The 24,515-nt window shown below is 66.5% G+C and carries 21 protein-coding genes, 1 tRNA gene, 1 other RNA gene and 1 pseudogene; 12 read left to right on the forward strand and 12 right to left on the reverse strand.

Annotation, left to right across the window (positions count from 1 at the left end):
• The first annotated feature begins 9 nt into the window (after window positions 1–9).
• From HNP02_RS24475 to HNP02_RS24485, 3 genes are all read left to right on the forward strand, one after another.
• The gene (locus tag HNP02_RS24475; RefSeq protein WP_184443087.1) at window positions 10–2,271 is read left to right on the forward strand and encodes a propanediol/glycerol family dehydratase large subunit; all 2,262 of its coding nucleotides are present in this window, start codon (window positions 10–12) and stop codon (window positions 2,269–2,271) included.
• Between the two features lie 65 nt (window positions 2,272–2,336).
• Window positions 2,337–2,606 carry a diol dehydratase small subunit gene (locus HNP02_RS24480; protein WP_255506927.1) on the forward strand — a complete coding sequence of 90 codons (270 nt, stop codon included), beginning with the start codon at window positions 2,337–2,339 and terminating at the stop codon, window positions 2,604–2,606.
• On the forward strand, window positions 2,603–4,315 hold the full coding sequence (locus HNP02_RS24485) for a diol dehydratase reactivase ATPase-like domain-containing protein (RefSeq protein ID WP_184443089.1): 1,713 nt from the start codon (window positions 2,603–2,605) through the stop codon (window positions 4,313–4,315). Before HNP02_RS24480 ends, HNP02_RS24485 begins: the two co-directional genes overlap by 4 nt.
• On the opposite strand, the gene HNP02_RS24490 is transcribed toward HNP02_RS24485, so the two are convergent.
• The 5 genes from HNP02_RS24490 to HNP02_RS24510 all read right to left on the reverse strand — a co-directional run bounded on the left by HNP02_RS24490 (window position 4,312) and on the right by HNP02_RS24510 (window position 10,494).
• Window positions 4,312–7,230 (reverse strand): MMPL family RND transporter, encoded by a 2,919-nt coding sequence (locus tag HNP02_RS24490; RefSeq protein ID WP_184443090.1) that lies wholly within the window; start codon window positions 7,228–7,230, stop codon window positions 4,312–4,314. The genes HNP02_RS24485 and HNP02_RS24490 overlap by 4 nt on opposite strands.
• Window positions 7,227–7,631: an MmpS family transport accessory protein gene (locus tag HNP02_RS24495; RefSeq protein WP_184443479.1), complete on the reverse strand. Its 405-nt coding sequence runs from the start codon at window positions 7,629–7,631 to the stop codon at window positions 7,227–7,229. The genes HNP02_RS24490 and HNP02_RS24495 overlap by 4 nt, the downstream gene beginning before the upstream one ends.
• Before the next feature lie 224 nt (window positions 7,632–7,855).
• Window positions 7,856–8,443, reverse strand: coding sequence for a TetR/AcrR family transcriptional regulator (locus tag HNP02_RS24500; RefSeq protein ID WP_375373708.1), 588 nt, complete (start codon window positions 8,441–8,443; stop codon window positions 7,856–7,858).
• A 33-nt stretch (window positions 8,444–8,476) separates the two neighbouring features.
• On the reverse strand, window positions 8,477–9,541 hold the full coding sequence (locus HNP02_RS24505) for an ATP-dependent DNA ligase (protein WP_184443092.1): 1,065 nt from the start codon (window positions 9,539–9,541) through the stop codon (window positions 8,477–8,479).
• A 62-nt stretch (window positions 9,542–9,603) separates the two neighbouring features.
• Window positions 9,604–10,494 carry an alpha/beta fold hydrolase gene (locus HNP02_RS24510; RefSeq protein ID WP_184443093.1) on the reverse strand — a complete coding sequence of 297 codons (891 nt, stop codon included), beginning with the start codon at window positions 10,492–10,494 and terminating at the stop codon, window positions 9,604–9,606.
• A gap of 113 nt (window positions 10,495–10,607) precedes the next feature.
• On the opposite strand from HNP02_RS24510, the gene HNP02_RS43800 reads away from it, so the two are divergent.
• From HNP02_RS43800 to HNP02_RS24530, 4 genes are all read left to right on the forward strand, one after another.
• Window positions 10,608–11,195 (forward strand): CGNR zinc finger domain-containing protein, encoded by a 588-nt coding sequence (locus tag HNP02_RS43800; protein WP_309241677.1) that lies wholly within the window; start codon window positions 10,608–10,610, stop codon window positions 11,193–11,195.
• Window positions 11,196–11,258: 63 nt separating this feature from the next.
• A complete protein-coding gene (locus HNP02_RS24520) occupies window positions 11,259–12,341 on the forward strand; it encodes an ATP-dependent DNA ligase (RefSeq protein ID WP_184443095.1) in 1,083 nt (360 codons plus the stop codon).
• 1 nt (window position 12,342) lies between these two features.
• Window positions 12,343–13,386, forward strand: coding sequence for a non-homologous end-joining DNA ligase (gene ligD, locus HNP02_RS24525; RefSeq protein ID WP_184443096.1), 1,044 nt, complete (start codon window positions 12,343–12,345; stop codon window positions 13,384–13,386).
• 181 nt (window positions 13,387–13,567) lie between these two features.
• Entirely contained in the window at window positions 13,568–13,870 is a 303-nt protein-coding gene (locus HNP02_RS24530) for a hypothetical protein (RefSeq protein WP_184443097.1), read from the forward strand.
• 132 nt (window positions 13,871–14,002) lie between these two features.
• Here the strand turns inward: HNP02_RS24530 and HNP02_RS24535 are convergent, their stop codons facing one another.
• From HNP02_RS24535 to HNP02_RS24550, 4 genes are all read right to left on the reverse strand, one after another.
• On the reverse strand, window positions 14,003–14,221 hold the full coding sequence (locus HNP02_RS24535) for a hypothetical protein (protein WP_221317962.1): 219 nt from the start codon (window positions 14,219–14,221) through the stop codon (window positions 14,003–14,005).
• Between the two features lie 216 nt (window positions 14,222–14,437).
• Entirely contained in the window at window positions 14,438–15,463 is a 1,026-nt protein-coding gene (locus HNP02_RS24540; RefSeq protein ID WP_184443099.1) for a S1C family serine protease, read from the reverse strand.
• 87 nt (window positions 15,464–15,550) lie between these two features.
• Complete coding sequence (locus HNP02_RS24545; RefSeq protein WP_184443100.1) at window positions 15,551–16,372, reverse strand: hypothetical protein; 822 nt, start codon at window positions 16,370–16,372, stop codon at window positions 15,551–15,553.
• Window positions 16,373–16,449: 77 nt separating this feature from the next.
• Window positions 16,450–16,534, reverse strand: a tRNA-Ser gene (locus HNP02_RS24550).
• 69 nt (window positions 16,535–16,603) lie between these two features.
• Between HNP02_RS24550 and ffs the strand changes: the two genes are divergently transcribed.
• From ffs to HNP02_RS24570, 4 genes are all read left to right on the forward strand, one after another.
• Window positions 16,604–16,698, forward strand: an RNA gene (ffs, locus tag HNP02_RS24555) — signal recognition particle sRNA small type.
• A 37-nt stretch (window positions 16,699–16,735) separates the two neighbouring features.
• Window positions 16,736–18,022, forward strand: coding sequence for an aminotransferase class I/II-fold pyridoxal phosphate-dependent enzyme (locus HNP02_RS24560; protein ID WP_184443101.1), 1,287 nt, complete (start codon window positions 16,736–16,738; stop codon window positions 18,020–18,022).
• A 26-nt stretch (window positions 18,023–18,048) separates the two neighbouring features.
• Entirely contained in the window at window positions 18,049–19,983 is a 1,935-nt protein-coding gene (locus tag HNP02_RS24565) for a DNA polymerase III subunits gamma/tau (RefSeq protein WP_184443102.1), read from the forward strand.
• Between the two features lie 67 nt (window positions 19,984–20,050).
• Window positions 20,051–20,548, forward strand: coding sequence for an HAD domain-containing protein (locus tag HNP02_RS24570; RefSeq protein ID WP_184443103.1), 498 nt, complete (start codon window positions 20,051–20,053; stop codon window positions 20,546–20,548).
• A gap of 103 nt (window positions 20,549–20,651) precedes the next feature.
• Here the strand turns inward: HNP02_RS24570 and HNP02_RS24575 are convergent.
• Window positions 20,652–20,786 (reverse strand): annotated as a pseudogene (locus HNP02_RS24575) (SAM-dependent methyltransferase); the annotation flags it as partial.
• Between the two features lie 57 nt (window positions 20,787–20,843).
• Between HNP02_RS24575 and HNP02_RS24580 the strand changes: the two are divergent.
• Complete coding sequence (locus HNP02_RS24580) at window positions 20,844–21,749, forward strand: hypothetical protein (protein WP_184443104.1); 906 nt, start codon at window positions 20,844–20,846, stop codon at window positions 21,747–21,749.
• A gap of 56 nt (window positions 21,750–21,805) precedes the next feature.
• Here the strand turns inward: HNP02_RS24580 and HNP02_RS24585 are convergent, their stop codons facing one another.
• Both HNP02_RS24585 and HNP02_RS24590 read right to left on the reverse strand, forming a co-directional pair.
• Window positions 21,806–23,131: a class I SAM-dependent methyltransferase gene (locus tag HNP02_RS24585; protein WP_184443105.1), complete on the reverse strand. Its 1,326-nt coding sequence runs from the start codon at window positions 23,129–23,131 to the stop codon at window positions 21,806–21,808.
• Complete coding sequence (locus HNP02_RS24590) at window positions 23,128–24,507, reverse strand: FAD-binding oxidoreductase (protein ID WP_184443106.1); 1,380 nt, start codon at window positions 24,505–24,507, stop codon at window positions 23,128–23,130. Before HNP02_RS24590 ends, HNP02_RS24585 begins: the two co-directional genes overlap by 4 nt.
• Window positions 24,508–24,515: the final 8 nt, after the last annotated feature.

Below are 24,515 nucleotides of genomic sequence, written 5' to 3' on the forward strand. Positions count from 1 at the left end.
GGCTCGTCGGTGGATGAGCTCGGGCCTGATTGCTCTTCGCGTCCGCTAGGCCGCTTCCGTGTCCTGAACGCCAAGCCGGTCAACCTCGACGGTTTCAGCGTCGCCAACCCGGAGCTCGGGCTGGTCGCGATGCACAGCCCGTACGATCCCGAGCCGTCACTGGTGATCCGCGACGGGGCCGTCATCGAGCTCGACGGCAAGCCCGCCGCCGACTTCGACGTGATCGACGAGTTCGTTGCGCGGTACGGATTGGATCTCGACGTCGCGCAGGAGGCCATGGCGCTCGACGACGTGACGCTGGCGCGCATGGCCGTCGACGTCAACGTGCCTCGTGCTGAGGTGGTGCGGCTCATCGGTGGCACCACGCCCGCAAAGCTCGCAAGGGTGATGGCGGTGATGTCGCCCGTCGAGATGCAGATGGCGATGTCCAAGATGCGGGCGCGGCGCATGCCGAGCAACCAGGCGCACGTGACGAATCAGCTCGACGATCCGTTGCTCATCGCCGCCGACGCGGCAAGTGCGGTCGCCTACGGATTCCGAGAGGTCGAGACGACGGTCCCCGTGCTGGGCGACGCGCCGTCGAACGCGGTCGCGCTGCTCATCGGCAGCCAGGTGGGAGTCCCAGGGGCGATGGCCCAGTGCTCCATCGAGGAGGCGCTGGAGTTGCGGCTCGGGCTGCGTGGGCTGACCAGCTACGCCGAGACGATCTCGCTCTACGGCACCGAGCAGGTGTTCGTCGACGGTGACGACACCCCGTTCAGCAAGGCCATTCTCACCTCCGCCTACGCGTCGCGTGGCCTGAAGATGCGGGTCACCAGCGGCGGCGGCGCCGAGGTGCTGATGGGCGCCGCCGAGAAGTGTTCGATCCTGTACCTGGAATCCCGGTGCGTCTCGTTGGCGCGTGCGCTGGGGTCTCAGGGCGTGCAGAACGGCGGCATCGACGGCGTCGGCGTGGTGGCCTCGGTGCCGGAGGGGATGAAGGAGCTGCTCGCCGAGAACCTGATGGTCATGATGCGTGACCTGGAATCCTGCGCGGGCAACGACAATCTCATCTCCGAGTCCGACATCCGCCGCAGCGCCCACACCCTGCCCGTCCTGCTTGCGGGAGCGGACTTCATCTTCTCGGGTTTCGGGTCGATCCCGCGCTACGACAACGCATTCGCGCTGTCCAACTTCAACTCCGACGACATGGACGACTTCCTGGTGCTGCAGCGGGACTGGGCCGTCGACGGGGGCCTGCGCACCGTATCGCCCGAGCATCTCGCCCGGGTCCGGCGTCGCGGCGCCACCGCCGTCGCCGCGGTGTACCGCGACCTGGGCCTCGCGGACTACACCGACGACCGAATCGATGCAGTGGTGGTGGCCAACGGGTCTCGGGACATCCCGCCGGGTGACCCGAAGGCCGTCGCGGAGGCGGCCACCGCGATCGAGGCCAAGCAGCTGACCGTGTTCGACGTGATCGCCTCGCTGAAGCGCACCGGTTTCGACGAAGAAGCCGAGGCCATCATGCGGCTGACCAGGGAGCGCTTGCGAGGCGACCAACTGCAGACCTCGGCGATCTTCGACGAGAACTTCCGGGTGCTGTCGAAGATCACCGACCCGAATGACTACACGGGTCCCGGCAGCGGCTACGCGCTGACCGCAGAGCGTCGCGCCGAGATCGACGGGATCCGGCAGGAGCGGACGGCTACCGAACTCACCGCTGACCAAGCCGAGCACCGGGACCACGTCACGTTCACCGATGTCGAGACCGCCCGTCAGGGCAGCGATCCGCGCGAGGTGTGCATCGGGTTGTCCCCGGCGTTGGGGCGCACGGTGTGGCTGTCGCTGTGCGGACTCACGGTCGGGGAGGTGCTGCGACAGATCTCGGCTGGGCTCGAGGAGGAAGGCTGTGTACCGCGGCTGGTCCGCATCCGCTCGACCATCGACGTCGGCCTGATCGGGCTGACCGCGGCTCGGTTGTCCGGCTCGGGGATCGGAATCGGGTTGCAGGGCAAGGGAACCGCACTGATCCATCGTCGTGATCTTGCGCCGTTGGCCAATCTGGAGCTGTTCAGCGTAGCTCCGCTGCTGACCGCGCAGATGTACCGTGACCTCGGCCGCAACGCGGCAAGGCACGCGAAGGGGATGGCTCCCGTGCCGATCTTCACCGGTGGCACCGACGAGTCGATCTCCGCGCGGTACCACGCCCACGCCGTCGCGCTCGTCGCGCTCGAGCGGGAGTCCTGCCAGCCAGGCGAGGCGCCGATCACGGTCCGGGTGACGCGGTGACCACCGAGGACCAGTTCACCGTCGAGAACGCACTCGACGGCAAACTGCGGCTGTCCGATCTCCGGATGAAGCCCGCAACGTTGGCGCACCAGGCGTCCGTCGCCGAGTCCGGCGGCAACCCGCAGTTGGCCGAGAACTTCCTGCGCGCAGCCGAACTCGCGACCATGGACGACGAAGAGGTGATGGGCCTGTACGAGGCACTGCGGCCGCACCGCTCCTCCGCCGAGCAGTTGGAGGCGCTGCGAGTGTCGCTGGAGGGCCGGGGCGCGAGTCGGTGCGCGGAACTCGTCGGTCAGGCCGCCGTGGTGTACGCCAGGCGAGGTCTGTTGCGGTGACCGACCTTTCGGTCGTGGTCGCCGGGGTAGACGTCGGCAACCACACCACCGAGATCGTGCTGGCACGGGTCGGCAGGGGAACCGTCGAGCAGATCGCCCACGACCACGTGCCGACGCGAGGGCGCAAGGGCTCGAAGGAATCGCTGGAGGGCGCGGCGGCGCTGCTGCACAAGATGGAGGTCGAGACCGGCGTCGCGGCCGACGAACTGCTGCTGTCCGCGCTTCGCCCCGTGGATACCGCGACGGCGCCGCTGGCACCACCGTCCTCGCCGAGATCGCCGGTGCGCAGCCTCCGGCGACCCGGTGCCAACACGCCGGCCGGAACGGGTTCTGGCGTCGGCAGGCACGTACCCCTCGTAAACCTCGCCGGCGACGTGATGACCGGTCCGGCAATAGTTTCCGTCGATGCCGTCACCGACTTCGAGGTCGCCGCACGGGAGATATCTGCGGCGGTCGACCGCGGCTGGGACGTCGTCGGCGTGATCGCCGCGCAGGACGACGCCGTGCTCATCCGCAACCGGATTCCCATCGACGTTCCCGTCGTCGACGAGGTCGACCTGGACGGACTCGAACCAGGGGTGCTGGTCGCGGTGGAGGTCGTGCCGGAAGGCCGCGCCTACCGGGCGATGGCAGACCCGATAGCGCTCTGCTTCGCCCTGGAACTCGGCCACGACCAGATCCAGCATGTCGGCGAATTCACCCGCGAGCTGGCGGATTCCCCCGCGATCGCCGTGACCCGCCGGATCGGGCCGCCCGATCCGCCCGCCGTCGACGACGACTACGTCGACTGCACCGCCGACGGCCAGCTGGTGCGGTACACACCCGCACAGGCACACAGCGTGCTCCGGCTGGAACCACCGGGCAACGTGGTCTCGGTGCGACTGCGCTCCATTCCCACCGCGGAGGAGGGAATCGCGGTCGACGACGCCTTCTTCACCGACCTAGCGTCGATCGACAACGGGGCGTGGCTGCGACGCGGCGTCGCCGACACGCGAGGCACCGTCGTCGCGCTGCTCGCTGCCGATCACGTCGCCGACGCGGCGGACACCCTGCAGGCCCTGACCGGACGTCCGACCCGCACCATCGCGACCGAGCCCGAGGCGGCGGCGGTCGGTGCGCGCACGACGCCGGGGTTGCCGCCCGACGCCGTCGTGTGCGATATCGGCGGGGGCACAATCGATCTGGTGGGCGCGGGTTGCACGGTGACGGCGGCGGGTGCGGGGGAGGCGATCACCACCGCCGTCGCACGGGTGCTCGGCATCCCCCGCGCCCTTGCCGAGCGGGTGAAGCGAACACCTGCTCTGCGGGTGGAGGGTCCGCACGTCGCACACGAGGAGGACGGCAGGCGGTTGTTCCTGGACAGCCCCGCCCCGGCCGACGCGATCGGCAGGCTGTGTACGCGGGGAAGTGCCGGCCTGGTGCCGTTCTCCAACAAGCTGGCCGCCGAGGAGTGGCGCAGCCTGCGTCTGGCGATCAAGCAGGAGACGGTCGCGGCGAACATCGCCCGCGCCATGTTGGCCGTCGACGCACCCCCCACCGCACTGGTGCTGGCCGGGGGAGGAGCACTCGACGACGAACTACTCCGAACCGTCGGCGAATCACTGCGCTCGATACCGATCGCCGTGGGACGCGCCAACATCGACGGCGTGCACGGTCCGCGGTTCGCCGTCGCCTCGGGGCTGGTGCACCTCTACGCGAGCGAGCGTTAGTCGGGGCTGACGAACTTGTCGTTCGGTTCCCGCTCGAGCAGATCGCGCACCGCGCGGCGTGGGCCATAGGGGCGCAGCATCTGGCTGGCCGGGCGGGTACGCACGATCTGCGGCCACCAGAACCAGCGTCCGAGCAGGGTCGCAATGGCCGGTGTCATGAACGACCGCACGATCAACGTGTCGAACATCAACCCGAGGCCGATCGTGGTGCCGATCTGGCCGAGGATTATCAGATCGCTGAACACGAACGAGGACATGGTGGCGGCGAACACCAATCCGGCAGCGGTGACGACACCGCCGGTGCCCGCCATCGCGCGGATGGTGCCGGTCTTTAGTCCGGCGTGTATCTCTTCCTTGAACCGGGATATCAACAGCAGGTTGTAGTCGGCACCCACCGCAAGCAGCAGGATGACGGCCAGTGCGAGCACGATCCAGTACAGCTGGATGCCGAAGATGTACTGCCAAACCAGCACGGACAGCCCGAAGGATGCGCCCAGCGACAGCGCGACGGTGCCGACGATGACGATGGCAGCCACCAAGCTGCGCGTGATGAACATCATGATGAGCAGGATGAGGCTGAGCGCGGCCATCGCCGCGATCAACAGGTCGTACTTGGCTCCATCTCGAATGTCCTTGTACGTCGCCGCGGTTCCAGCGACATAGATCTTGGCATCCGCCAACGGGGTCGCCTTGATCGCATCGAACGCCGAGTTCTTGAGCGCATCGATGTGCGAGATCCCCTCGGGGGTCGCGGGTTTGCCCTCGTGGGTGATGGTCATGCGGGCAGCGTGACCGTCTGCCGAGAGGAACAGCTTCAGGCCGCGTTTGAATTCGGGATTGTCGAAGGCTTCCGGCGGCAGATAGAAGGAGTCGTCGTTCTTCGCCTGGTCGAAGGCTTGCCCCATCGCGGTGGCGTTTTCGAGCGCCTCTTGAGACTGCGTGTTGGTGCCGTTCGTGGTGGCGAAGTTGGACAGGATGAGGTCGCGGTTGCGCTGCTGAATCGCCAGCTGTGGAGGCAACAGTGCGACGAGTTTCGGCTGGAGGGCATTGAGCTTGTCCAGGCTCGCAGTGATGTTCGTGAACTGATCGCTGAGTTGGCTGATGCCGTCGAGGGCGTCGAACACCGACCTCAATGCCGCGCAGGAGGGGATGTCGAAACAGTGCGGCTCCCAGTAGAAGTAGTTGCGCAGGGGCCGGAAGAAGTCGTCGAAGTTGGCGAGCTTGTCACGCAGGTCGTTGACGATCGTGACGGTGTCGTGGAACGCCTGGGTCTGCTCGTTGGTGGCGTCGGCGCTGGCCTGCTGCAACGTCAACTGCTGTTTCAGGATGTCGATCGTGTTGTTGATGTCGGTGGCCTGCTTCATTAGATCCTGGGCCCGCGCTTGCTGGTACGGCAGGTTCATGATCTGGCTGGCACTGCTCGCGCTGATCTGAAACGGTATGGAGCTGTGCGTGATCGGCGCGCCGAGTGGCCGCGTGATCGATTGCACCAGCGAGATGCCTGGGGTGTGCAGAACCGCCTTGGCCACCCGTTCGAGGATGAGCATGTCCGCAGGGTTTCGCATGTCGTGATCGGTCTCGATCATCAACAGTTCGGGATTCAGCCTCGCCTCGGAGAAGTGGCGTTCGGCCGCCGCATATCCGACGTTGGCAGGCGCATCCGCAGGCAGATACGGACGGGCGTCGTAACTGGTCTTGTAGCCGGGCAGGGCGAGAAGACCGATCAGGGCCAGCGCGATCGTCACCATGAGTATGGGGCCGGGCCACCGCACGATGGCCGTGCCGATGCGGCGCCAACCGCGGGTGCGCAGTCTGCGTTTGGGATCCATCAGCCCGAAGTGGCTGGCCGCCACCAGCACCGCGGGCCCCAGGGTGAGCGCGGCGGTCAGCGCGACGAGGACTCCGATGGCGGCGGGCACCCCAAGGGTCTGGAAGTAGGGCAGCCGGGTGAAGTAGAGGCAGAACACGGCCCCCGCAATGGTCAATCCCGAGCCGACGATCACGTGCACGGTTCCCCGGAACATGGTGTAGAACGCCGCTTCTCGTTCCTCACCGGCCGAACGCGCTTCGTGATAGCGGCCGACGACGAATATCGCGTAGTCGGTGCCCGCGGCTATCGCCAACAGCGTGAGCAGATTCGTCGAGTAGGTCGAAAGGCCGATGACCCCCTGATTCGCCAGGAAGGCGACAACGCCACGGGCGGCGGACAACTCGACGAGGACCGTAACCAGGACGATGAGAGTCGTGACGATCGAGCGATAGACGATCAGCAGCATCACCGCGATCACCACGAAGGTGATGATGGTGACCTTTTCGGTGCCCTTGCTGCCGACCTCGAAGTTGTCGGTGATCAGCGGTGCGGCGCCGGTGACGTAGGCCTTGACGCCGGGCGGTGGCGTGGAGTGGTTCACGATGTCGCGGAGGGCGTCGACGGACTCGTTGGACAACGCCTCGCCCTGATTGCCAGCCAGATACACCTGAACCAGAGCGGCTTTGCCGTCCTTGCTCTGTGAGCCACCCGCCGTGAGTGGATCTCCCCAGAAGTCCTGAATGTGCTGAACGTGCTTGGTGTCCTGGCCGATTCGCTTGACCAGGTCGTCGTAGTAACGGTGGGCATCGGCACCGAGAGCCTGGTCGCCCTCGAGCACGACCATGGCAGCGCTGTCGGAGTCGTACTCGTTGAAGACCTTGCCGATGTGCCTCATCGCCATGATCGACGGAGAATCGGGCGCGTTCATCGACACCGAATGTGCCGCTCCGACCACCTCCAACTGCGGGGCGAAGACGTTGGTGAACGCAGCGATTCCGACCCAGATGATCATGATCGGCACGGCGAACCGACGGATGTTGCGCGCCATGAACGAACCCTGAACCGCCTCAGCCTCGACGGGCTCTTCCACGCGGTGCTCGCTCATGCGGACTTGTCCAGGCAGGCGATGTAGCCATTCACGTTGTTGGTGGACCTTTCGTCCTTGACGATGCCGTTCACCGTGATGCGGCAACCGATCGTGCTTCCGTCACCTTGAGCGCGAAGGTCGGCGAAGAGCGTCGGGTCGGTCGTCGTCAGCGGGTGCGCCCAGGGCAGGGGCACGTTGTCGACGCGCTGAGGCTGGGCGTCTTTGTCCAGGAAGTTGATGGTGGCCGTGGACCCGGGCGACCCGAACACTTCGAACAGGACGCGCTTGGGGTTGTAGTCGGAGTTCTCCAGCGAATCCGCGGCTGGCCGCGACACGGTGTTGTTGGTGCCGAAGACGCCGTTGAGTCGATACACCGCAAACGACGTGACCGCGACCACCAGCACGGCGACCAGCACCATCCATCGTCGCCTGACCAGGCTGCCGATCGAGAACCGCTTCAACCCCTGACCTTTCGACAACCGGCCACCCCGAACGCACCGGCGCTGGCTCGCTCGCGGCACTGCGGAGCGAGACTAACTATCTAGCGGAACGGTACGGTACGGGACTGGTCACTGCAAGTCTTGACTTCTGGCACTTGAGCTGCGCAAAGCCGCCCGTCGCGGACATCGGATCGGGGTGCCGGTTAGCCGATTCGTCGGGTCAGGGAGGGGATCAGGACCTCGTCGACCAGGGCTCGCACGGTGTCCGTGCTCGGCGGCCGGTTCTGGATGATGGACCGGAAGATCAGGTAGCCCGGCAGCACGTCCCACAGCTCGTCGCTGATGGCGGCGCCGTCGATCTCTCCGCGGTTGACGGCCTGCTGCAGGACGTACCGGAGCAAGGCCCTTCGCTGATCGACGAACTCGTGCTGCATCGCTTCGTTGAGCGCGGGGTTGTTCGAAACCTCCACCAGTACCGCGCGGAGTGTGCCTGAGTGCCGGTGGGTTTGCTCCAGGATGATGTCCCCGAGGCCTAGCAGGTCTCCCCGCAATGTGCCGGTATCGGGCGGGACGGCCGACTGACGGACGCCCTCGATGAACGCGGCCAATACCAACTCGGCCTTCGTCGGCCAGCGTCGGTACACCGTTGCCTTGCTGGCCTGGGCCGTCGTCGCGACCGCATCCAACGTCAACCGGTCGTAGCCGTTTTGCTGCAACAGCTGCAACGTGACCGCGAGGAATTCAGCCTCCCGCGGCGACCACGGCGAGGCGTCTACGGGACGACCGGACATTCGAGACACAGACCACACCATAGAACCCATCGCTCAGCCCAGACCGGGAACGATGTCTCCGAGGCTGAAGGTGACCGGCTGCTCGAGTTGGGCGTAGCTGCACGAGCGAGGGTCGCGGTCGGGGCGCCAGCGGTTGAATTGCGCTGTGTGACGGAACCTTTCGCCTTCCATGTGGTCATAACGGACCTCGACGACGCGCTCCGGTCGCAACGGTGTGAACGACAGATCCTTCCCGGCGTTCCAGCGCGAGCCGTCGTTCTTGCGCGGTGTTCGTTGCGCCGCAACGCGCCCGGCCCAGTTCCACGGGTGGCCGTCGAACGTCGTGACCAACGGCTGAAGCTCGGCGAACAGGCTTTGCCGGGTGGCCATCGGAAACGCCCCGATGACACCGACCGATGCGAGCGCGCCGTCGTCGTTGTACAGGCCCAGCAGCAGTGAGCCGATCGCTTCATCGCTGGACTTGTGCACCCGGTAACCCGCGACCACGCAGTCGGCGGTGCGCACGTGCTTGATCTTGAACATGACGCGCTTGTCCGGCTGATAGGTGACAGTCGGCGGTTTGGCGATCACCCCGTCCAGGCCAGCGCCCTCGAACTCGGAGAACCATCTCTGGGCCGTGACGAGATCCGTGGTCAGCGGAGTCACGTGGAACGACGGGCCCGACTCGGCCAACGCGTCGACAAGGGCGGCGCGGCGTTCGCTGAACGGCCGAGCGGTGTAGTCGTCGTCGCCGAGGGCGAGCACGTCGAATGCAATGAACGACGCCGGTGTCTTTTCGGCGAGCATCCGCACGCGGCTGTCGGCCGGGTGGATGCGCTGTTGCAGCGCCTCGAAGTCCAGACCGTGCGCGGTGGGAACGACGATCTCCCCGTCGATGACGCACCTGTCCGGCAGTTCTGCGATGGCCGCCGCGACCACCTCGGGAAAGTACCGGGTCAGCGGCCGCTCGTTGCGGCTGCCGAGTTCGACGGCGTCCCCGTCCCTGAAGCAGATCGATCGGAAGCCGTCCCACTTCGGCTCGTACCAGGCACCGGGCGGGATCGACGGCACCGATTTCGCCAGCATCGGCGAGACGGGTGGCATGACGGGCAGCTCCATCGGCCCCATCCTTCATCGGTCCATTCGTTCTGGGGCGCTTTGGGGTTGGTATGGGTGAGTCCCTAGACTCGCCCGGCGTCCACGTCGAGCATGAAACGGGCCACGAGATCCGCGCATTCGCAGTGATGGGTTTCCAAGAGCTGATGTCCGCTCTCGAAGACGTGGATTTCCAGCGCATCGAGGGCGCGGTCGAATGCCATGACCTCGTTGAGATCGAAGAAGGGGTCATGCCTGCCCCAAAGCAGAAGGCACGGCGGCTGGTGCTCGGAGTGGTAGGCCTGGATGGTCGGGAAGCGCGCAATGTGTGACCCGTAGTCCGAGAAGATCTTGAATTGGATGTCGATGATTCCTGGCCGCGACAATCGCTCCCAGTCGAGATGCCAGCCCTCGGGAGGATAGAGATACGCCAGGCGATCCGGCTGCTCTCCGACGTACTGGTATCGGGTGGTATCGAAATTCATCCACTCGGGCAGCTTGGCCCTGTTCGCCTCGGTGGGGTCGGCAAAGAACGCCTTCGGACCGTCCCAATCGGGCCCCAGCCCCTCGTCATGGGCATTGCCGTTCTGAACGATCAGGCCACGGATCCGGTCGGGCCGGCGCGTCGCGAGGTAGTAGCCCACTGGCGTGCCGAAATCAGTGACGAACAGGAAGAACCGCTCGACATTCAGCGCGGCGAGGAACGCGTCGATCGTGTCGGCGATGTTCTCGAACGTGTAGTCGTAGTCGTCGGCGGAGGGCGCGGAGGAGAATCCGAATCCGGGCAGATCCGGTGCGACGACGTAGGCGGATTCGGCCAACGGTTCGATGAGGTTGCGATAGGCGGACGACGAGTTCGGATAGCCGTGCAGCAGCAGGATCGCCGGCATCGCCGGGTCTCCAGCATGTCGGTAGAAGATGTCGATGCCTTGGACGTCGACCGTCTCGTGGCGGGTCTTGTGACGATGGTTTTGCATCTCGCTTGCCTCCCTCTTCCGCCTGACGGGAGTACCGTCTACCGGATACCATAGCTATAGCGGTTACCGGTTGAGGTAACCGCTAAACATGCAAAATAAGGTTACGGTCAGTGGTGGACGCAGAGACGAAATGGGCGCCGGAGCATTTCATCGGCGGGCATCCCGCCCTCGACCTCGCGAACGCCGTGTTCAATCGGCGGGTGCCCGAACCCGACAACGAGCTGCTCAAATCCGCCCGCGACATCGGAAACTGGTTCAAGGCGTCGGGGCTAGCCGGCGCTCGCGAGGCCGCGGCAGTCGCAGGCATAACAGGCGAGTCATTCGTGCAGCGGATCCATGCGGTACGGGAGGCATCGGCCCAGATCTTCGGGTCGATCGCCGCGAAGGAGGCGCCTCCGACGGAGGCGTTGGGCTTCCTCTACGCGTCCGCCGCGAGTGGACTTGCCAGCGGCGCAGTCGAACTGGATGGCACGAGACCCGATCTCGCTCTTGCCCGGTGGCGGAACCCCGACGCCGTCACGGCCGTCCTGGCCATGCTCTCGATCGAAGGTTTCTTCACCCTGCCCCGCGAGAGGCTGCGGTCCTGCCCCCGCTGCGGCTGGTTGTTCCTGGACACGTCGCGCGGCGGGAAGCGCCGCTGGTGCAGCATGCAAGTCTGCGGAAACCGCGAGAAGGTTTCGCGCCACAGGCTGCACAGCTAGACAAACGGCCGCAAGCGATGACATTGCCCGACCTCGCAGGTCTGAAGTGGCATGGACGCAATAATGGGCAACGTGGACCTCCCCGTGCAGCCACCCGTGGATCCGATGCTGGCCAAGGCCGCGGAGAAAGTGCCCGACGATCCCGGGGTGTGGTCGTATGAGCCCAAGTGGGACGGGTTTCGCGCGCTGGTCTTCCGCGACGGCGACGATGTGGTGGTCCTGTCGCGCAGCGGCAAGGATCTCGGCCGCTACTTCCCCGAGCTGCTCGACTCGCTACGCGACGAGCTGGCGCCCCGTTGCGTGCTCGATGGCGAGGTCGTCGTCCCACGTGAGATCGACGGCCGGATCCGGCTGGACTGGGAGTCGCTGAGCCAGCGCATCCACCCCGCCGAGAGCCGCATCCGGATGCTCGCCGAGCAGACCCCGGCCCACTTCATCGGATTCGACGCGCTGGCCACCGGCGACCGGTCGCTGCTGGGGGAGCCGTTCCGGGAACGCAGACAGGCGTTGATCGATCTGGTCAACGAAAAGCAGTGGTGCCACGTCACCAGGACCACCGAGGACCCCGAACTCGGAACGCACTGGCTGACCACGTTCGAGGGGGCCGGCCTGGACGGGGTGATCGCCAAGCGCCTCGACGGTCAGTACGTGCCAGGCAAGCGCGAGATGGTCAAGGTAAAGCACAAGCGCGACGCGGACTGCGTGGCGATCGGCTACCGCATCCACAAGAGCGGCGAAGGCGTCGGGTCCGTTCTGCTCGGACTGTATCGCGACGACGGCGAACTGCAAATGGTCGGTGGCGCAGCATCTTTCAGTGTCAAAGACCGGCTGGTAATGCTCGCCGACCTCGAGCCGCTGCGGGAGGGCGACCAGGTCAACGACGGCGAGCCGTCGCGGTGGAACTCCGCCGCCGACAAGCGCTGGATCCCGGTGCGACCCGAGAAGGTCGCAGAGGTCGCCTATGACCAGATGGAACGACACGCCGTTGCCGGAGCCGGGCAGCCGGCGACATCAGACCAAAGTCAACGGTTCCGGCACGCAGTGAAGTTCGTCAGGTGGCGGCCCGATCGCGACCCGCGCAGCTGCACCTTCGACCAGCTCGACGCGCCGTTGAACTACGACCTGTCCGACGTCTTGGAGTCATGAAATGGCCAGTCCCGCAGAAGAAGTCGACGTCGACGGGGTGGCCGTCCGGCTGACCAGCCCAGACAAGGTGTACTACCCGAAGCTCGGTGCGGGTGGCACCAAGCGCACGCTCTTCGACTACTACCTTGCCGTCGCGCAGCCCATGCTCGCCGTCCTTCGGGACCGCCCAACGCATCTGCAGCGGTTCCCTGACGGCATCGACGGCGAGGAGATCTACCAGAAACGCGTTCCTGCAAAGCATCCCGACTATCTGCAGACGTGTGAGGTGACGTTTCCGTCCGGTCGCACCGCGGACGCACTCAAGGTGACGCACCCGTCGGCGATCGCGTGGGCGGCGCAGATGGGCACCATCACGCTGCATCCCTGGCAGGTGCGCTGTCCCGACACCGAGCACCCCGACGAGCTGCGGATCGACCTGGATCCCCAGCCGGGTACCGCGTTCGCCAATGCCAGCCAGATTGCCGTCGACGTGCTCAAACCCGTTCTCGACGAGCTCGGCATCGTCGGTTACCCGAAGACCTCGGGTGGTCGTGGCGTGCACGTATTCATCCGGATCAAGCCGGACTGGGACTTCGTTGCGGTGCGCAGGGCAGGTATCGCGTTGGCCCGCGAGGTCGAGCGTCGCGCGCCCGACGCGGTGACCACGTCGTGGTGGAAGGAAGAACGGGGAGAGCGGTTGTTCATCGACTACAACCAGAACGCGCGCGACCGCACCTTCGCGTCGGCCTACTCGGCGCGCCGCACCGAGATTGCCACGGTGTCAATGCCATTGAGCTGGGCCGACCTGGCCGGCGCCGACCCGGATGACTACACCATCGCGACGGTGCCGGACCTGGTGGCCAAGCGGGACGATCCGTGGGCGGACATCGACGCCGTCGCGCACTCCATCGAACCGCTGTTGAAGATGGCCGAGGCCGACGAGGAACGCGGCCTCGGCGATCTGCCCTACCCGCCGAACTATCCGAAGATGCCGGGAGAACCCCCACGGGTCCAGCCGAGCAAGAAAGTCGCGGCTAACTGGGATGATGACGAAAACCAGGCCTGAGCCAGCCGTAATGGCGGGACACTCCGAGCACCAACGACATTGCCGCATCTTGCGTGGGCCAGGGCAACGGACGAAAATAGAGGGTGCCTAGCTGTATGCACTGCATGAGGTTGCCGAGCGAGTGGCATGCACGAGGCTGGGTCGCGTTGCAACGCGAGGTGTCGTAAAGAGGGGTTGCACAATGAAACTGACGAAAATCTTGGCCGAAGCCGCCATTGTCGGCGCACTTGGCCTTAGCGCATTCGGACTGGCCGCTGGCGTTGCCAACGCCAATCCGCCGTCGCCCGGCGTAGCGGGGATGCCGTTGCCGCAGGACAAACCCCATGGAAACCACGATGGAGACGGAGACGGCGGAAACTGGGGAAACGGCGGGGACTGGGGACGCGGCGGAAATTGGGGCGAGCCGGGGTCTTGGAACGGCGGCGGGCCCTTCGGCTGTATCAGCGGTCCAGTGGGGTGGGGCACCGGTTTCATTTGCATCTAGGTTCCGAGGTAACGACAGGCGGTCAGCCCACCACCCAAGCGGGACGACGGGGAACGGCCAACCGGGCACCCCCAATGATGCCGGGGGAGCCAAACGGGTGCAGCGATCCAAGGTCTCCGACCGCAAGCGCGATTAGCGCAGCGTGACGACGACCTCGTTGGCGTAGTCTTCTGGGTCGGCTTTGACAAGAGTCGTGTATGCCGCCACCGAACTCAGCTCCACCACTCCGAGGAGAAGGAGCGGCCACAACGCGCCAGCGAGCACGCTGGCGAAGACGGCGTCCATGACAAGGGCAGGCTGAAACCGATCCCCCAAGCGTCGGCTGGCCACGAACGTCATCGCGGTAGTCACCGCTGATGCCGCAACGTAAATCCACACCCAAGTCATTAACACGGCGTCCTCCCCCTGGCCGGTTGGTCGTTCTCTGTGTGTTCCCAGTCACACGACGTCCCAAACATAACGTGTCGTCGGCAATCGTGGGACCGCAGAGCCTCTCAACCGAGACCAACCTGGACGTTACCTGGTCGTGACCATTCCCCGACGCAAGATCGGCGGTACGGTCGCGTCTCAGTCGCCGGTGGAGAGCGTCGCCTTGCCGGTGCGCTGCTGACCACCCCGGTCGATCCAGACCAGGTCGATCACGTCGCCGGGGTAGTGCCGGTCCAGCACGTCGGTGAGCGCGGTGGCTGAATCCAACTGCTCACCGTTGATGCTCAGCAGCACGTCGCCGTCCAGCAGGCCTGCCTGCTGTGCCGGACCGCCGCGGAGCACCTCGCGCAACAAGACGCCGGGCAACGATTCGTTCTGATCCGACGGGCTGACACCAACACCGAGCAGGGTCGGCGGGCCGATGTGCACGCTGCCCGTTGGCGTACGAGATCGGATCTGGCCTGCCACTGCCAACGCGTCGTTGATCGGGATGGCGAAGCCTTCTCCGCCGGGGCCCATCCGGAAGTTGACCGATGCTGCCGTGGTGACGCCGACGACTTCGCCCCTGCTGTTGATCAGTGGGCCACCGGAGTCACCCGCTCGCACGGGCGCGGCGACCTCGATCAGCCCGGTCATCTGTTCGGCGCTTCCGGTCAGTTCGTCCTTGGCGTTGATGGTGCGCCCGAACCCGGTCACCGTGCCGGCCTCGTTGGTGAGTGGGTTGCCCGAACCGCGGGCATTGCCGAGCGCCACCACGGGGTCACCGGCCGCGAGTGCCGACGAGTCGCCGATCACGGCTGCGGGCAGACCGCCTGCGGTGCCGCGCATTTGCAGCACGGCGATGTCGTGGCCACGGTCGTAGCCGACCAGGTCCACCGCGTAGGGGAGACCGAGCGCCGTCGCGGTGATGTTGTCCGCGCCCTGCACGACGTGGAAGTTCGTCAGGATGGTGCCGCCGGGATCGAGGATGATGCCGGTGCCCGCGCCGATCGCATGCTGGTAGTTGATGACGGTGTCGATCCGCACGGTCGCGGGTTCCACCTGTGCGACCGCCCCGGAGAGGTCGACGGGTGCCGCGCTGGCGGGCGCAAGTGTGACGACACTGGCGACGACCGTCGCCGCGATACCGACGACGAGTCGCCAGCGGGATCCGAACGTGCCCATACGCCGCCTTACCTAGATCTTTCCCACAATACTTACGGGGAGTACCCAGGCTGTCGGTGAACGCGCTGTGCTGACGGCCGGACCGGGTCAGTCTTCGAGGGCGACCCCACCGCGGGAGCGCCTGAACAACGACTTACCCGACGGGCGTCGATTGCGCAGCTTGCCTGCGGTTTCCTCGTCGTTGTCAGCTCTATCGTCGTCGGCGTCGTCGGCGTTAGCCGGTTCGTCGACCTCATTGGCCTCAGAGGTCTCGTCAGCCGCAGTGGTCTCGGTGAGCTCAACAGCCTCGGTGGATTCCGACGGTTCGTCGGCCGAGACGGGTGCCGGAGCGTCGGCGTCGGCGGTGTCGTCGGCGGCCTCCGCGTCCTCGTCCGAGACGGCGTCGGTCACTACGGAGTCAGCGGGTGTCTCGTCCTCGTCGGCGGCCGCGCCCCGTCCGCGACGACGCTTCTCGGTCTTGGGCTTCAACGGCTTCGGCGGGGGCGGCGGCAACTCGGCGGTGAACGCCAGATGGAAGCCGAGCACACCGAGCAACGCGATCGCGGCGGCGGCACCGTAGATGCCGAACAGCCACTGGCCTGCGCTGTCCAGGCTCAGCCAGAGCTCGCTGATGGCGGTGCCGATGATGAGCACGCTCGCGAGTACTAGCAGGGCGATCGACACGACCCGCAAGGTGAGCGCCAGGCGTGGTGTGCCGAACTCGGGCTTGCGCGTGCGCAGGAAGGTGAAGACCACCGGCAGCGCGGCCAGCCCGATCAGTGCACCCGTGATGATGCGCAGTGCGGTGCCGAGGGTGTGGGACGTGTCGCCGAGCAGCTCGGGCCAGCGCGGCAACACGAAGAAGAAGTAGAGGACTCCAGCGAGGACCAAGAACGACGTGTTCCACAACACCGCGATCCAGCGCCGCATGGTCCTCCTTGACGTCGTCGGCCTTCAACGGGCCGGAGTGCGATCTACCATCGGCAGATCGCACCCCGGACCAAGTGCGGAGGATAGGGGATTTGAACCCCTGAGGGCGTTAACCCAACCCGCGTTCCAGGCGAGCGCCATAGGCCACTAGGCGAATCCTCCGCGGGCAATGGTAGCCGACCGGCCTATGACGCCCGACCAGTCGCCGGGTCACCGGGTACTACACTCTGGTTCGGACCCCGCGCGGCGTCCATCCTGTGAACTCCCCCAGGGCCGGAAGGCAGCAAGGGTCAATGGGCTCTGGCGGGTGCGCGGGGTCCCCTTCTCTTTCCACGGCTTGGTAGATGGCGAAAGGCGTGCGCCGTGTCGTTTGAATCCCTCGGCCGTGACGAACTGCAGGCGCAGCACGAACGGCAGCTCCGCAGCTACGCCGACCTGCAGGCCAAGAAGCTCAGCCTCGACCTCACCAGGGGAAAGCCGTCCCCCGCGCAGCTCGACCTCTCCAACGACCTGCTCAGTCTGCCGGGTTCGGGGAAGGACTCCTACCGCGACGGGGACGGCACCGACACCCGCAACTACGGCGGCTTGCACGGCCTGCCCGAACTGCGGGCCATCTTCGGCGAGCTGCTCGGGATCCCGGTGCCCAACCTCATCGCGGGCAACAACGCCAGCCTCGAACTCATGCACGACGTCGTCGTGTTTTCGCTGTTGCACGGCGGGGTGGACTCGCAGCGGCCGTGGATCCAGGAGCCGGGAATCAAGTTCCTGTGCCCGGCGCCCGGCTACGACCGGCACTTCGCCATCACCGAGAGCCTCGGTATCGAGATGATCCCCGTGGCGATGCGCGAGGACGGCCCCGACGTCGACCTCATCGAGGAACTGGTCGCGCTCGACCCCGCGGTGAAGGGCATGTGGTGCGTGCCGATGCACTCCAACCCGACGGGCACCACGTACTCCTGGGAGAACGTCCGCCGTCTCGTCCAGATGAAGACCGCCGCGGCCGATTTCCGGCTGTTCTGGGACAACGCGTACGCGGTGCACACGTTGACGCACGACTTCGCGCCGCAGGTCGACGTGCTCGGGCTGGCCGCCGCGGCGGGCAACCCCAACCGCCCGCTGGTGTTCGCGTCGACGTCGAAGATCACGTTCGCGGGCGCCGGGGTCAGCTTCTTCGGCGGCTCGCTCGGCAACATCGCCTGGTACCTGCAGCACTCTGGCAAGAAGTCGATCGGCCCCGACAAGATCAACCAACTCCGCCATCTGAGGTTCTTCGGGGACGCCGACGGCGTGCGATTGCAGATGCAGCGCCATCAGCAGCTGCTGGCGCCGAAGTTCGCCCTGGTCGCCGAGATCCTCGAGGACCGGCTCGGCGAGTCCAAGATCGCGTCGTGGACCGATCCCAAGGGCGGATACTTCGTCAGTCTGGACGTCTGGCCGGGAACCGCGCGCAGGACCATCGCGCTGGCCAAGGACGCAGGCATCGCGGTGACCGAAGCAGGTGCGGCATTCCCGTATCGAAAAGATCCGGACGACAAGAACATTCGGATCGCGCCGTCGTTCCCGTCGGCGCCCGAGCTGCGTGAGGCGATCGACGGGCTGTCGACATGTGCGCTGTTCGCGGCGACCGAGTCACTGCTGGCACGCGATTAGTCGGGGCGGCTGGGTAGCCTGCTCGTGTGGCTCTCTACCGCAAGTACCGGCCGGCGACGTTCGGTGAAGTAGTCGGCCAGGAGCACGTCACCGAACCGCTGTCGACGGCGCTGTCGTCGGGCCGGATCAACCACGCCTACCTGTTCTCCGGCCCGCGTGGGTGTGGCAAGACGTCCTCGGCCCGCATCCTCGCCCGCTCGCTGAACTGTGCCGACGGCCCCACTCCTGCGCCGTGCGGCTCATGTGACTCCTGCGTCGCCCTGGCCCCCAACGGACCCGGCAACGTCGACGTCGTCGAACTCGACGCGGCCAGCCACGGCGGCGTCGACGACACCCGCGAACTGCGCGACCGGGCGTTCTATGCGCCTGCCCAGTCGCGATACCGCATCTTCATCATCGATGAGGCGCACATGGTGACGACGGCAGGCTTCAACGCGCTGCTCAAGATAGTCGAGGAGCCACCCGAGCACCTGATCTTCGTGTTCGCCACGACTGAACCCGAAAAGGTGCTGCCGACCATCCGCTCGCGCACCCATCACTACCCGTTCCGGCTGCTCGCGCCCAAGACCATGCGCCCGCTGCTCGAACGGATCTGTGCGCAGGAGAACGTCGTCGTCGACGACGCGGTGTACCCGTTGGTGATCCGGGCGGGTGGCGGTTCGCCGCGCGACACGCTGTCGGTGCTCGACCAGCTGCTCGCGGGCGCCGACGGGAACCGCGTGGTGTATCAGCGGGCGCTGGCCCTGCTCGGCGCCACCGACCTCGCGCTGATCGACGCCTCCGTCGACGCGCTGGCCGCGGGTGACGCCTCGGCGCTCTTCGGGGCCATCGAGTCCTTGATCGACGCCGGCCACGACCCGCGGCGGTTCGCCATCGATCTGCTGGACCGGTTCCGCGACCTGATCGTGCTGCAGGCCGTTCCCGACGCCGCGGCGCGCGGTGTGGTCGACGCGCCCGACGACGTGTTGGAACGGATGCGCAGCCAAGCCGAGCGGCTCGGCACCGCGACGTTGGCCCGCTACGCCGAGGTGGTGCACGCCGGCCTCGGTGAGATGCGGGGCGCCACCGCGCCGCGACTGCTACTGGAAGTGGTGTGCGCGCGGCTGCTGCTGCCGTCGGCGAGCGATACGGAAGCGGCTCTGCTGCAACGGATCGAGAGGCTCGAGACGCGACTGGACGTCTCGATACCTGCCGACGAGGCGGCACCGCGGGCCGCTTCCTCGGCAGGCAAGAACTTCGTGCGGCGGAGCCAGGCGCCGGAGCCGACCCCGGTTGCGGTGGCTGAGGAGCCGAAGGCGCCCGTGCCGCCCCCTGTCGAAGTGCCTCGCGCCGAGGTCCCGCCCGATCCAGAACCCGCACCGCCGGAACCCGCACCGCCGGAACCCGCACCGCCGGCGCCGCCACCGCCGGTCGAGTCCGCGCCGCCCCCACCTCCGCCGCCGGTCGAGTCCGCGCCTGAGCCGCCGCCACCGGTCACCGGCGGGCAACCGGACGCGGGCGCCGTCCGCTCCATGTGGACGACGGTCCGGGAGAAGGTGCGTGAGCGCAGGCGCACCACCGACGTCATGCTCGACGGCGCCATCGTGGTGGCCGTCGAGGACGACACCCTGGTGCTCAGCCACGTATCCGCACCCCTGGCCAAGCGGCTCAACGAGCAAAACAACGTCGAGATCATCCGCGACGCGCTCAAGGACGCTCTCGGCGTGAACTGGGCCGTCCGCTGCGAGGCAGGCTCACCGACCGCGCCTGCGCCTGCGGAACGCGGCCGACCCGGCCAGGGCGAGCGGAGCGACGGGAGAGGGGGCGCCCCCGCGCCACCCCCGCCGGAGGAAGACGACGAGGAGAGCATGCTCGCCGAGGCCGAGCACGCCGAGACCACACCCCGTCGCGATCCAGAGGAGGTCGCGCTCGAGCTACTGCAGAACGAGCTGGGTGCCCGTCCGATCGACCCTGCCCGCTAGGGCTCTTCCAGGAAGGTCCGCTCGGTAATCCCGGCGAGGTGTGCTGGCGGCTTGATAGGTTGCCGTTGTGGTCGGCCGTGCGCTGTTGTTCCTGGACGTGGATGGCACCCTGTTGCCCAGCGATGGAGCGAAACTCGATGCGACGCTTGTCGATTGGCAGGAATGGCAGAGTCGCCGCAACCCGCGGCTGGCGCGGATGGACCGTACGCATGGTCGACGATTGCTGGCACTTGCCTGCGATCTGGTCTGGGCCACGGCCTGGATGCACGACGCCAACGAGGTGATCGCCCCGCTGCTCGGGCTCCCACCGTTGCCGGTGGCTGATCTGCCCGAAGCGCCACTGGAGGATCCGATCGGCACCCTGCACTGGAAGACGGTGGCGCTGGTGGCAGCTGCCGCTGGGCGTCGCTTCGTCTGGCTCGACGACGAGATCTCCGACATCGATCGTGCATGGGTGGGCGCACATCACGGAGGGTCGGCTTTGCTTCATCGTGTCGATCCGAGGTCGGGGTTGACCGAAGCGGATCTCGTCGTGGTCGGCGACTGGCTCGAGGCCCCGGCCTGATCACCCCATGTCAGGCGGCGTAGGGCAGGAACTCGGGCGGCGTGACGCGCTGAACCGCTGGTTCGCCCAAACGCGCTACCGCGGTGCCCCGCTACGGTGTCCACTACGGGCGCAAGGGCAGCCCGCCGTCGCCGCCCTTGGCGTTGAGCTTGACCGCCAGAACCTGGTGCAGCTGAACCACATTCGACTCGAAGCCGAGCCGTGATCCGGCCATGTACAGCCCCCACACCTCGACAGTCTCGGCCCGCGGCCCCCATTGCGATCGCGCCAAGCGGACTGCGGCAATACTGGCAGCATGTTGATCGGTGTGATCGCGGCGTTGCTCGCGTGCTTCGGCTATGGGACGGCTACTGTCCTGCAGTCCTACGGCGCGCGCAGCGCCGCTGCCGCCGACGGCGAACATGGAACCAATGACGCGGTTACCGGCTCGGGTGCCCCGTCTTTGGAGGCAACTGTCCGCGCCGCGCTAACCCCAGCGTTCCTCGCCGGGATGGCCCTCGATGTCGTGGGCTTCGTGGGAAGTGTCGTCTCAGCCCGACTGATTCCGCTTTTCCTGTCGCAGACGATCATGAGCGCCAGTCTGGTGGTGACGGCCGTACTCGGTGTCTTGGTGCTCGGGGTGCGCCTGCGTGCCCGCGACTTGGTGGCCATCGTGGTGGTCGTCGTGTCCCTTTGCGTATTGGGACTCACCGCCGGTCACGTCGGTGACCACGCTTCGAACCGTGGGGTGCACTGGGGCGTGCTGGCGTTCTCAGCCGTGATCCTGCTGGTCGGACTCGGATTGATCCAACTGCTCGGCGGCCGCGCCGCCGTGGCCGCCGGTCTTGCCGCAGGTGTCTTGTTCGGGGCCATGGCGGTCGCGGTGCGGGTGGTCGACGGGGTCGATCCGCTTCGGCCGGCATTGCTGTTGGCCGACCCGGCGACGTACGCGGTGGCGGTCGCTGGCGTTGGCGGTTTCTATCTGTTCACCGTGGCACTGCAGATCGGTTCCGTCACCGGAGCCTCGGCCGCACTCGTCGCCGGCGAGACGGTGATTCCTGGAATCGTCGGCGTGGTGCTGCTCGGCGACACCTCGGCGCCCGGCATGGGCTGGCTGGTGGCAATGGCGTTCGTCGGTGCCGTCGGGGGTGCAGTGGCGGTGGCGTTGTTCGGTGCCGCGGAGAACGCGGAGACCACCGAGCCCAGTACCAAGACTGGATGATCTGCGGTTCACCAGAAGATCAGTGGTGGCATCCGAGGCGCGCCATACTTCAGCCGCTAGGGCGTCCACCACGGGCGCAAGGGCAGCCCGCCGTCGCCGCCCTTGGCGTTGAGCTTGACCGCCAGAACCTGGTGCAGCTGAACCACATTCGACTCGAAGCCGAGCCGTGATCCGGCCATGTACAACCCCCACACCTTGGCGGTGGGAAGGCCGACCTCCTCGACCGCCTCGTCCCAGTGCTCGACGAGGTTGGCGCACCAGTCGCGCAGCGTCAACGCGTAGTGGTGGCGCAGGTTCTCCTCGTGCACCACTTCCAGCCCGACGTCCTGAGCTTCGCTGATGATGCGGCCCGACCCGGTGAGCTCCCCGTCGGGGAACACGTAGCGGTCGATGAAGCCACCCGCGGACGCGCCCGTCCTGTTGTCGGGCCGGGTGATGCAATGGTTCAGCAGCAGGGCGCCGCTGCGCATCTTCGACTTCAGGAAGCGGAAGTACGACGGGTAGTTCTGCACGCCGATGTGCTCGGTCAGCCCGATCGAGGACACGGCGTCGAACCCGGACTCCCGCACGTCGCGGTAGTCGCCGTGGCGTACCTCGGCCAGGTCGGAAAGGCCCTGTTCGGCGATGGCGTTCTGCGCCCACGCCGCCTGCTCCTTCGAGAGCGTGACGCCGATCGTCTTGACGCCCTGCTTGGCCGCGTAGCGCACCATGCTGCCCCAACCACAGCCGACGTCGAGGAGCCGATCGCCCGGCTGCAGCCGCAGCTTCTCGAACACCAGGCGGTACTTGTTCTCCTGCGCGTCCTCCAGCGACGCGTCAGGATCGGTATAGGCCGCACAGGTGTAGGTCATCGACGGGCCGAGCACCCATTCGTAGAACGCGTTCGACACGTCGTAGTGGTGGTGGATCGCGTCGGCGTCGCGAGTCTTGCTGTGCCGCAAGCCCTCCGCCATGCGGCGCCAGCGGGGCAGCGCCTCCTGTGGCGGCGGGGCAATGGGCATGAGCCGCTCGAGTCCGATCGACCGCACGATGTTGGCGAGCACCCGCGCCGGTGGGCGCTTGAAGTCGAGCTTGTCGGCGAGCGCGCAGAGCAGGTCGTACGGATCGCCGGGGTGCACACCTTGGGGCTCCAGATCACCGGAGACGTAGGCGCGGGCCAACCCGAGATCACCCGGTGCGGTGGCCAAGTAGGTGGTGCCGCGCGGGGTGCGCAGGTTCAGGCCGAGCTGGGCGTCGTCGGGCCCGGCCGAGCTGCCGTCGTACGCGGTGAACTTCAGTGGCAGTTCGTTTCCAGCGGTGAAGATCTCGAGGATCTCGGCCAGCGTCAGCCGGTCCGACTGAGTCGGTTCTCGGCCCGTCGTCGCGTCTTTGTAGGTAGTCATCGTCTCTGTACCGCCTTCGCATAAAGGTCAAGCAGCCGTGAATCTGGGTCGTAGATCTTCTTGACTGTTTTGTAGGTTTCCCCGCCGTAGAGCTCGTCGAACTCTTCCGCGGAGTAGTACGCATCGGAGTACAGGGACTTGTGTCCGTCGAATTCGCTGACCTTGCTCTCGATCATCCTGTTGGTATACCCATCTTTGGGCCCGATCGGCACCGATGACCAGAAGCCGACGTTGACGTAGGTGTGGTGCCCGCCGATCGGGTACAGCGGCCAGCCGGCGTCGTCGCGAAGCCGCAGCGGACACAGCCAGAGCGGCTCGATCGGCACGTCGGTCAGGAACCAGTCGAGGAACGCCGCCGTGCGCTCGATCGGCACCTCGATGTCCTGCACGACGCGCTCGCGTGGCGGCCGCCCGTTGTGCTTCTCTATCCGGTCGGCGATGTCGAACCGCTGGTCGTAGCCGATGAGCTTCCAGTAGAAGCTGCTGCGCCGGAGGCGCCGCGGCCAGAACCGCCGGATCGTGGGGTTTTGCGCACCGAAGGCGCGCGAGCACCAGAACCAGTCGGTGTCCCAGCGCCACAGGTAGTCGTGGATGGTCAGCCGGTCGTGCTTCTCGCCTGCTGCGTGCTGGATGGACCGGTAGTAGATGTCCTTGCCGGTGTAGTCGCTGACCGGGCCGGGAGTCGACGTCTGCACGCCAAGACACAGGTAGCTCTCGTCGGCGCTGAACACCACTCCGTCGAGATAGTCGATTCGGGTACCGTCGAGTCCGCCCGTGTCGATGATCCGTTCCATCGTGTCGACCAGATCCGTCAACGACGTGAACCGCAGGTGCCGCAGGCTGACGAACGGCTTGACCGGCTCCAGCTCGATCTTCAGCCGCACCGAATAGCCCAGCGTGCCGTAGGAATTCGGGAATGTCCTGAACAGATCGGCGTGCTGGTCGCGCGACGCGGTGACGACTTCGCCCGCGCCGGTGATGATGTCCAGCTCCAGCACCGATTCGTGCGGCAAGCCGTTGCGGAACGACGCCGATTCGATGCCGAGACCGGTGACGGCGCCACCAAGGGTGATGGTCTTCAGTTGTGGCACCACCAGCGGCGACAGCCCGAAGGGCAGTGTGGCGGCGACGAGGTCCTCGTAGGTACACATGCCGGCGACGTCGGCGGTCCGTGCTTCGGGGTCGACGGAGATCACACCCGTCAGGCCCGACGAATCCAGCCCCTTGCCGGACGTCTTGGCTCGGGCCCGGAACAGGTTGGAAGTAGGTTTGGCCAGCCGAACGGTGGCGTTCGGCGGGATGGCACGGTAGCTGGCGAGCAGCCTCTCCACGCCCCGGGCGTGGGTAGCCTGTGCGTCAGTTGATACGACAGACACGCATATAC

The sequence above is a fragment of the Mycobacterium sp. AZCC_0083 genome, from assembly GCF_014202335.1.
Lineage (GTDB): Bacteria > Actinomycetota > Actinomycetes > Mycobacteriales > Mycobacteriaceae > Mycobacterium.

Excerpts from the sequence above, each read along its gene's own strand:
- HNP02_RS24480 (WP_255506927.1), top strand. The coding sequence starts at position 2,337 with ATGAAGCCCGCAACGTTGGCGCACCAGGCGTCCGTCGCCGAGTCCGGC.
- HNP02_RS24490 (WP_184443090.1), bottom strand. The coding sequence starts at position 7,230 with ATGAGCGAGCACCGCGTGGAAGAGCCCGTCGAGGCTGAGGCGGTTCAG.
- HNP02_RS24495 (WP_184443479.1), bottom strand. The coding sequence starts at position 7,631 with ATGGTGCTGGTCGCCGTGCTGGTGGTCGCGGTCACGTCGTTTGCGGTG.
- HNP02_RS24500 (WP_375373708.1), bottom strand. The coding sequence starts at position 8,443 with ATGTCCGGTCGTCCCGTAGACGCCTCGCCGTGGTCGCCGCGGGAGGCT.
- HNP02_RS24505 (WP_184443092.1), bottom strand. The coding sequence starts at position 9,541 with ATGGAGCTGCCCGTCATGCCACCCGTCTCGCCGATGCTGGCGAAATCG.
- HNP02_RS24510 (WP_184443093.1), bottom strand. The coding sequence starts at position 10,494 with ATGCAAAACCATCGTCACAAGACCCGCCACGAGACGGTCGACGTCCAA.
- HNP02_RS24520 (WP_184443095.1), top strand. The coding sequence starts at position 11,259 with ATGGGCAACGTGGACCTCCCCGTGCAGCCACCCGTGGATCCGATGCTG.
- ligD (WP_184443096.1), top strand. The coding sequence starts at position 12,343 with ATGGCCAGTCCCGCAGAAGAAGTCGACGTCGACGGGGTGGCCGTCCGG.
- HNP02_RS24530 (WP_184443097.1), top strand. The coding sequence starts at position 13,568 with ATGAAACTGACGAAAATCTTGGCCGAAGCCGCCATTGTCGGCGCACTT.
- HNP02_RS24540 (WP_184443099.1), bottom strand. The coding sequence starts at position 15,463 with ATGGGCACGTTCGGATCCCGCTGGCGACTCGTCGTCGGTATCGCGGCG.
- HNP02_RS24545 (WP_184443100.1), bottom strand. The coding sequence starts at position 16,372 with ATGCGGCGCTGGATCGCGGTGTTGTGGAACACGTCGTTCTTGGTCCTC.
- HNP02_RS24580 (WP_184443104.1), top strand. The coding sequence starts at position 20,844 with ATGTTGATCGGTGTGATCGCGGCGTTGCTCGCGTGCTTCGGCTATGGG.
- HNP02_RS24585 (WP_184443105.1), bottom strand. The coding sequence starts at position 23,131 with ATGACTACCTACAAAGACGCGACGACGGGCCGAGAACCGACTCAGTCG.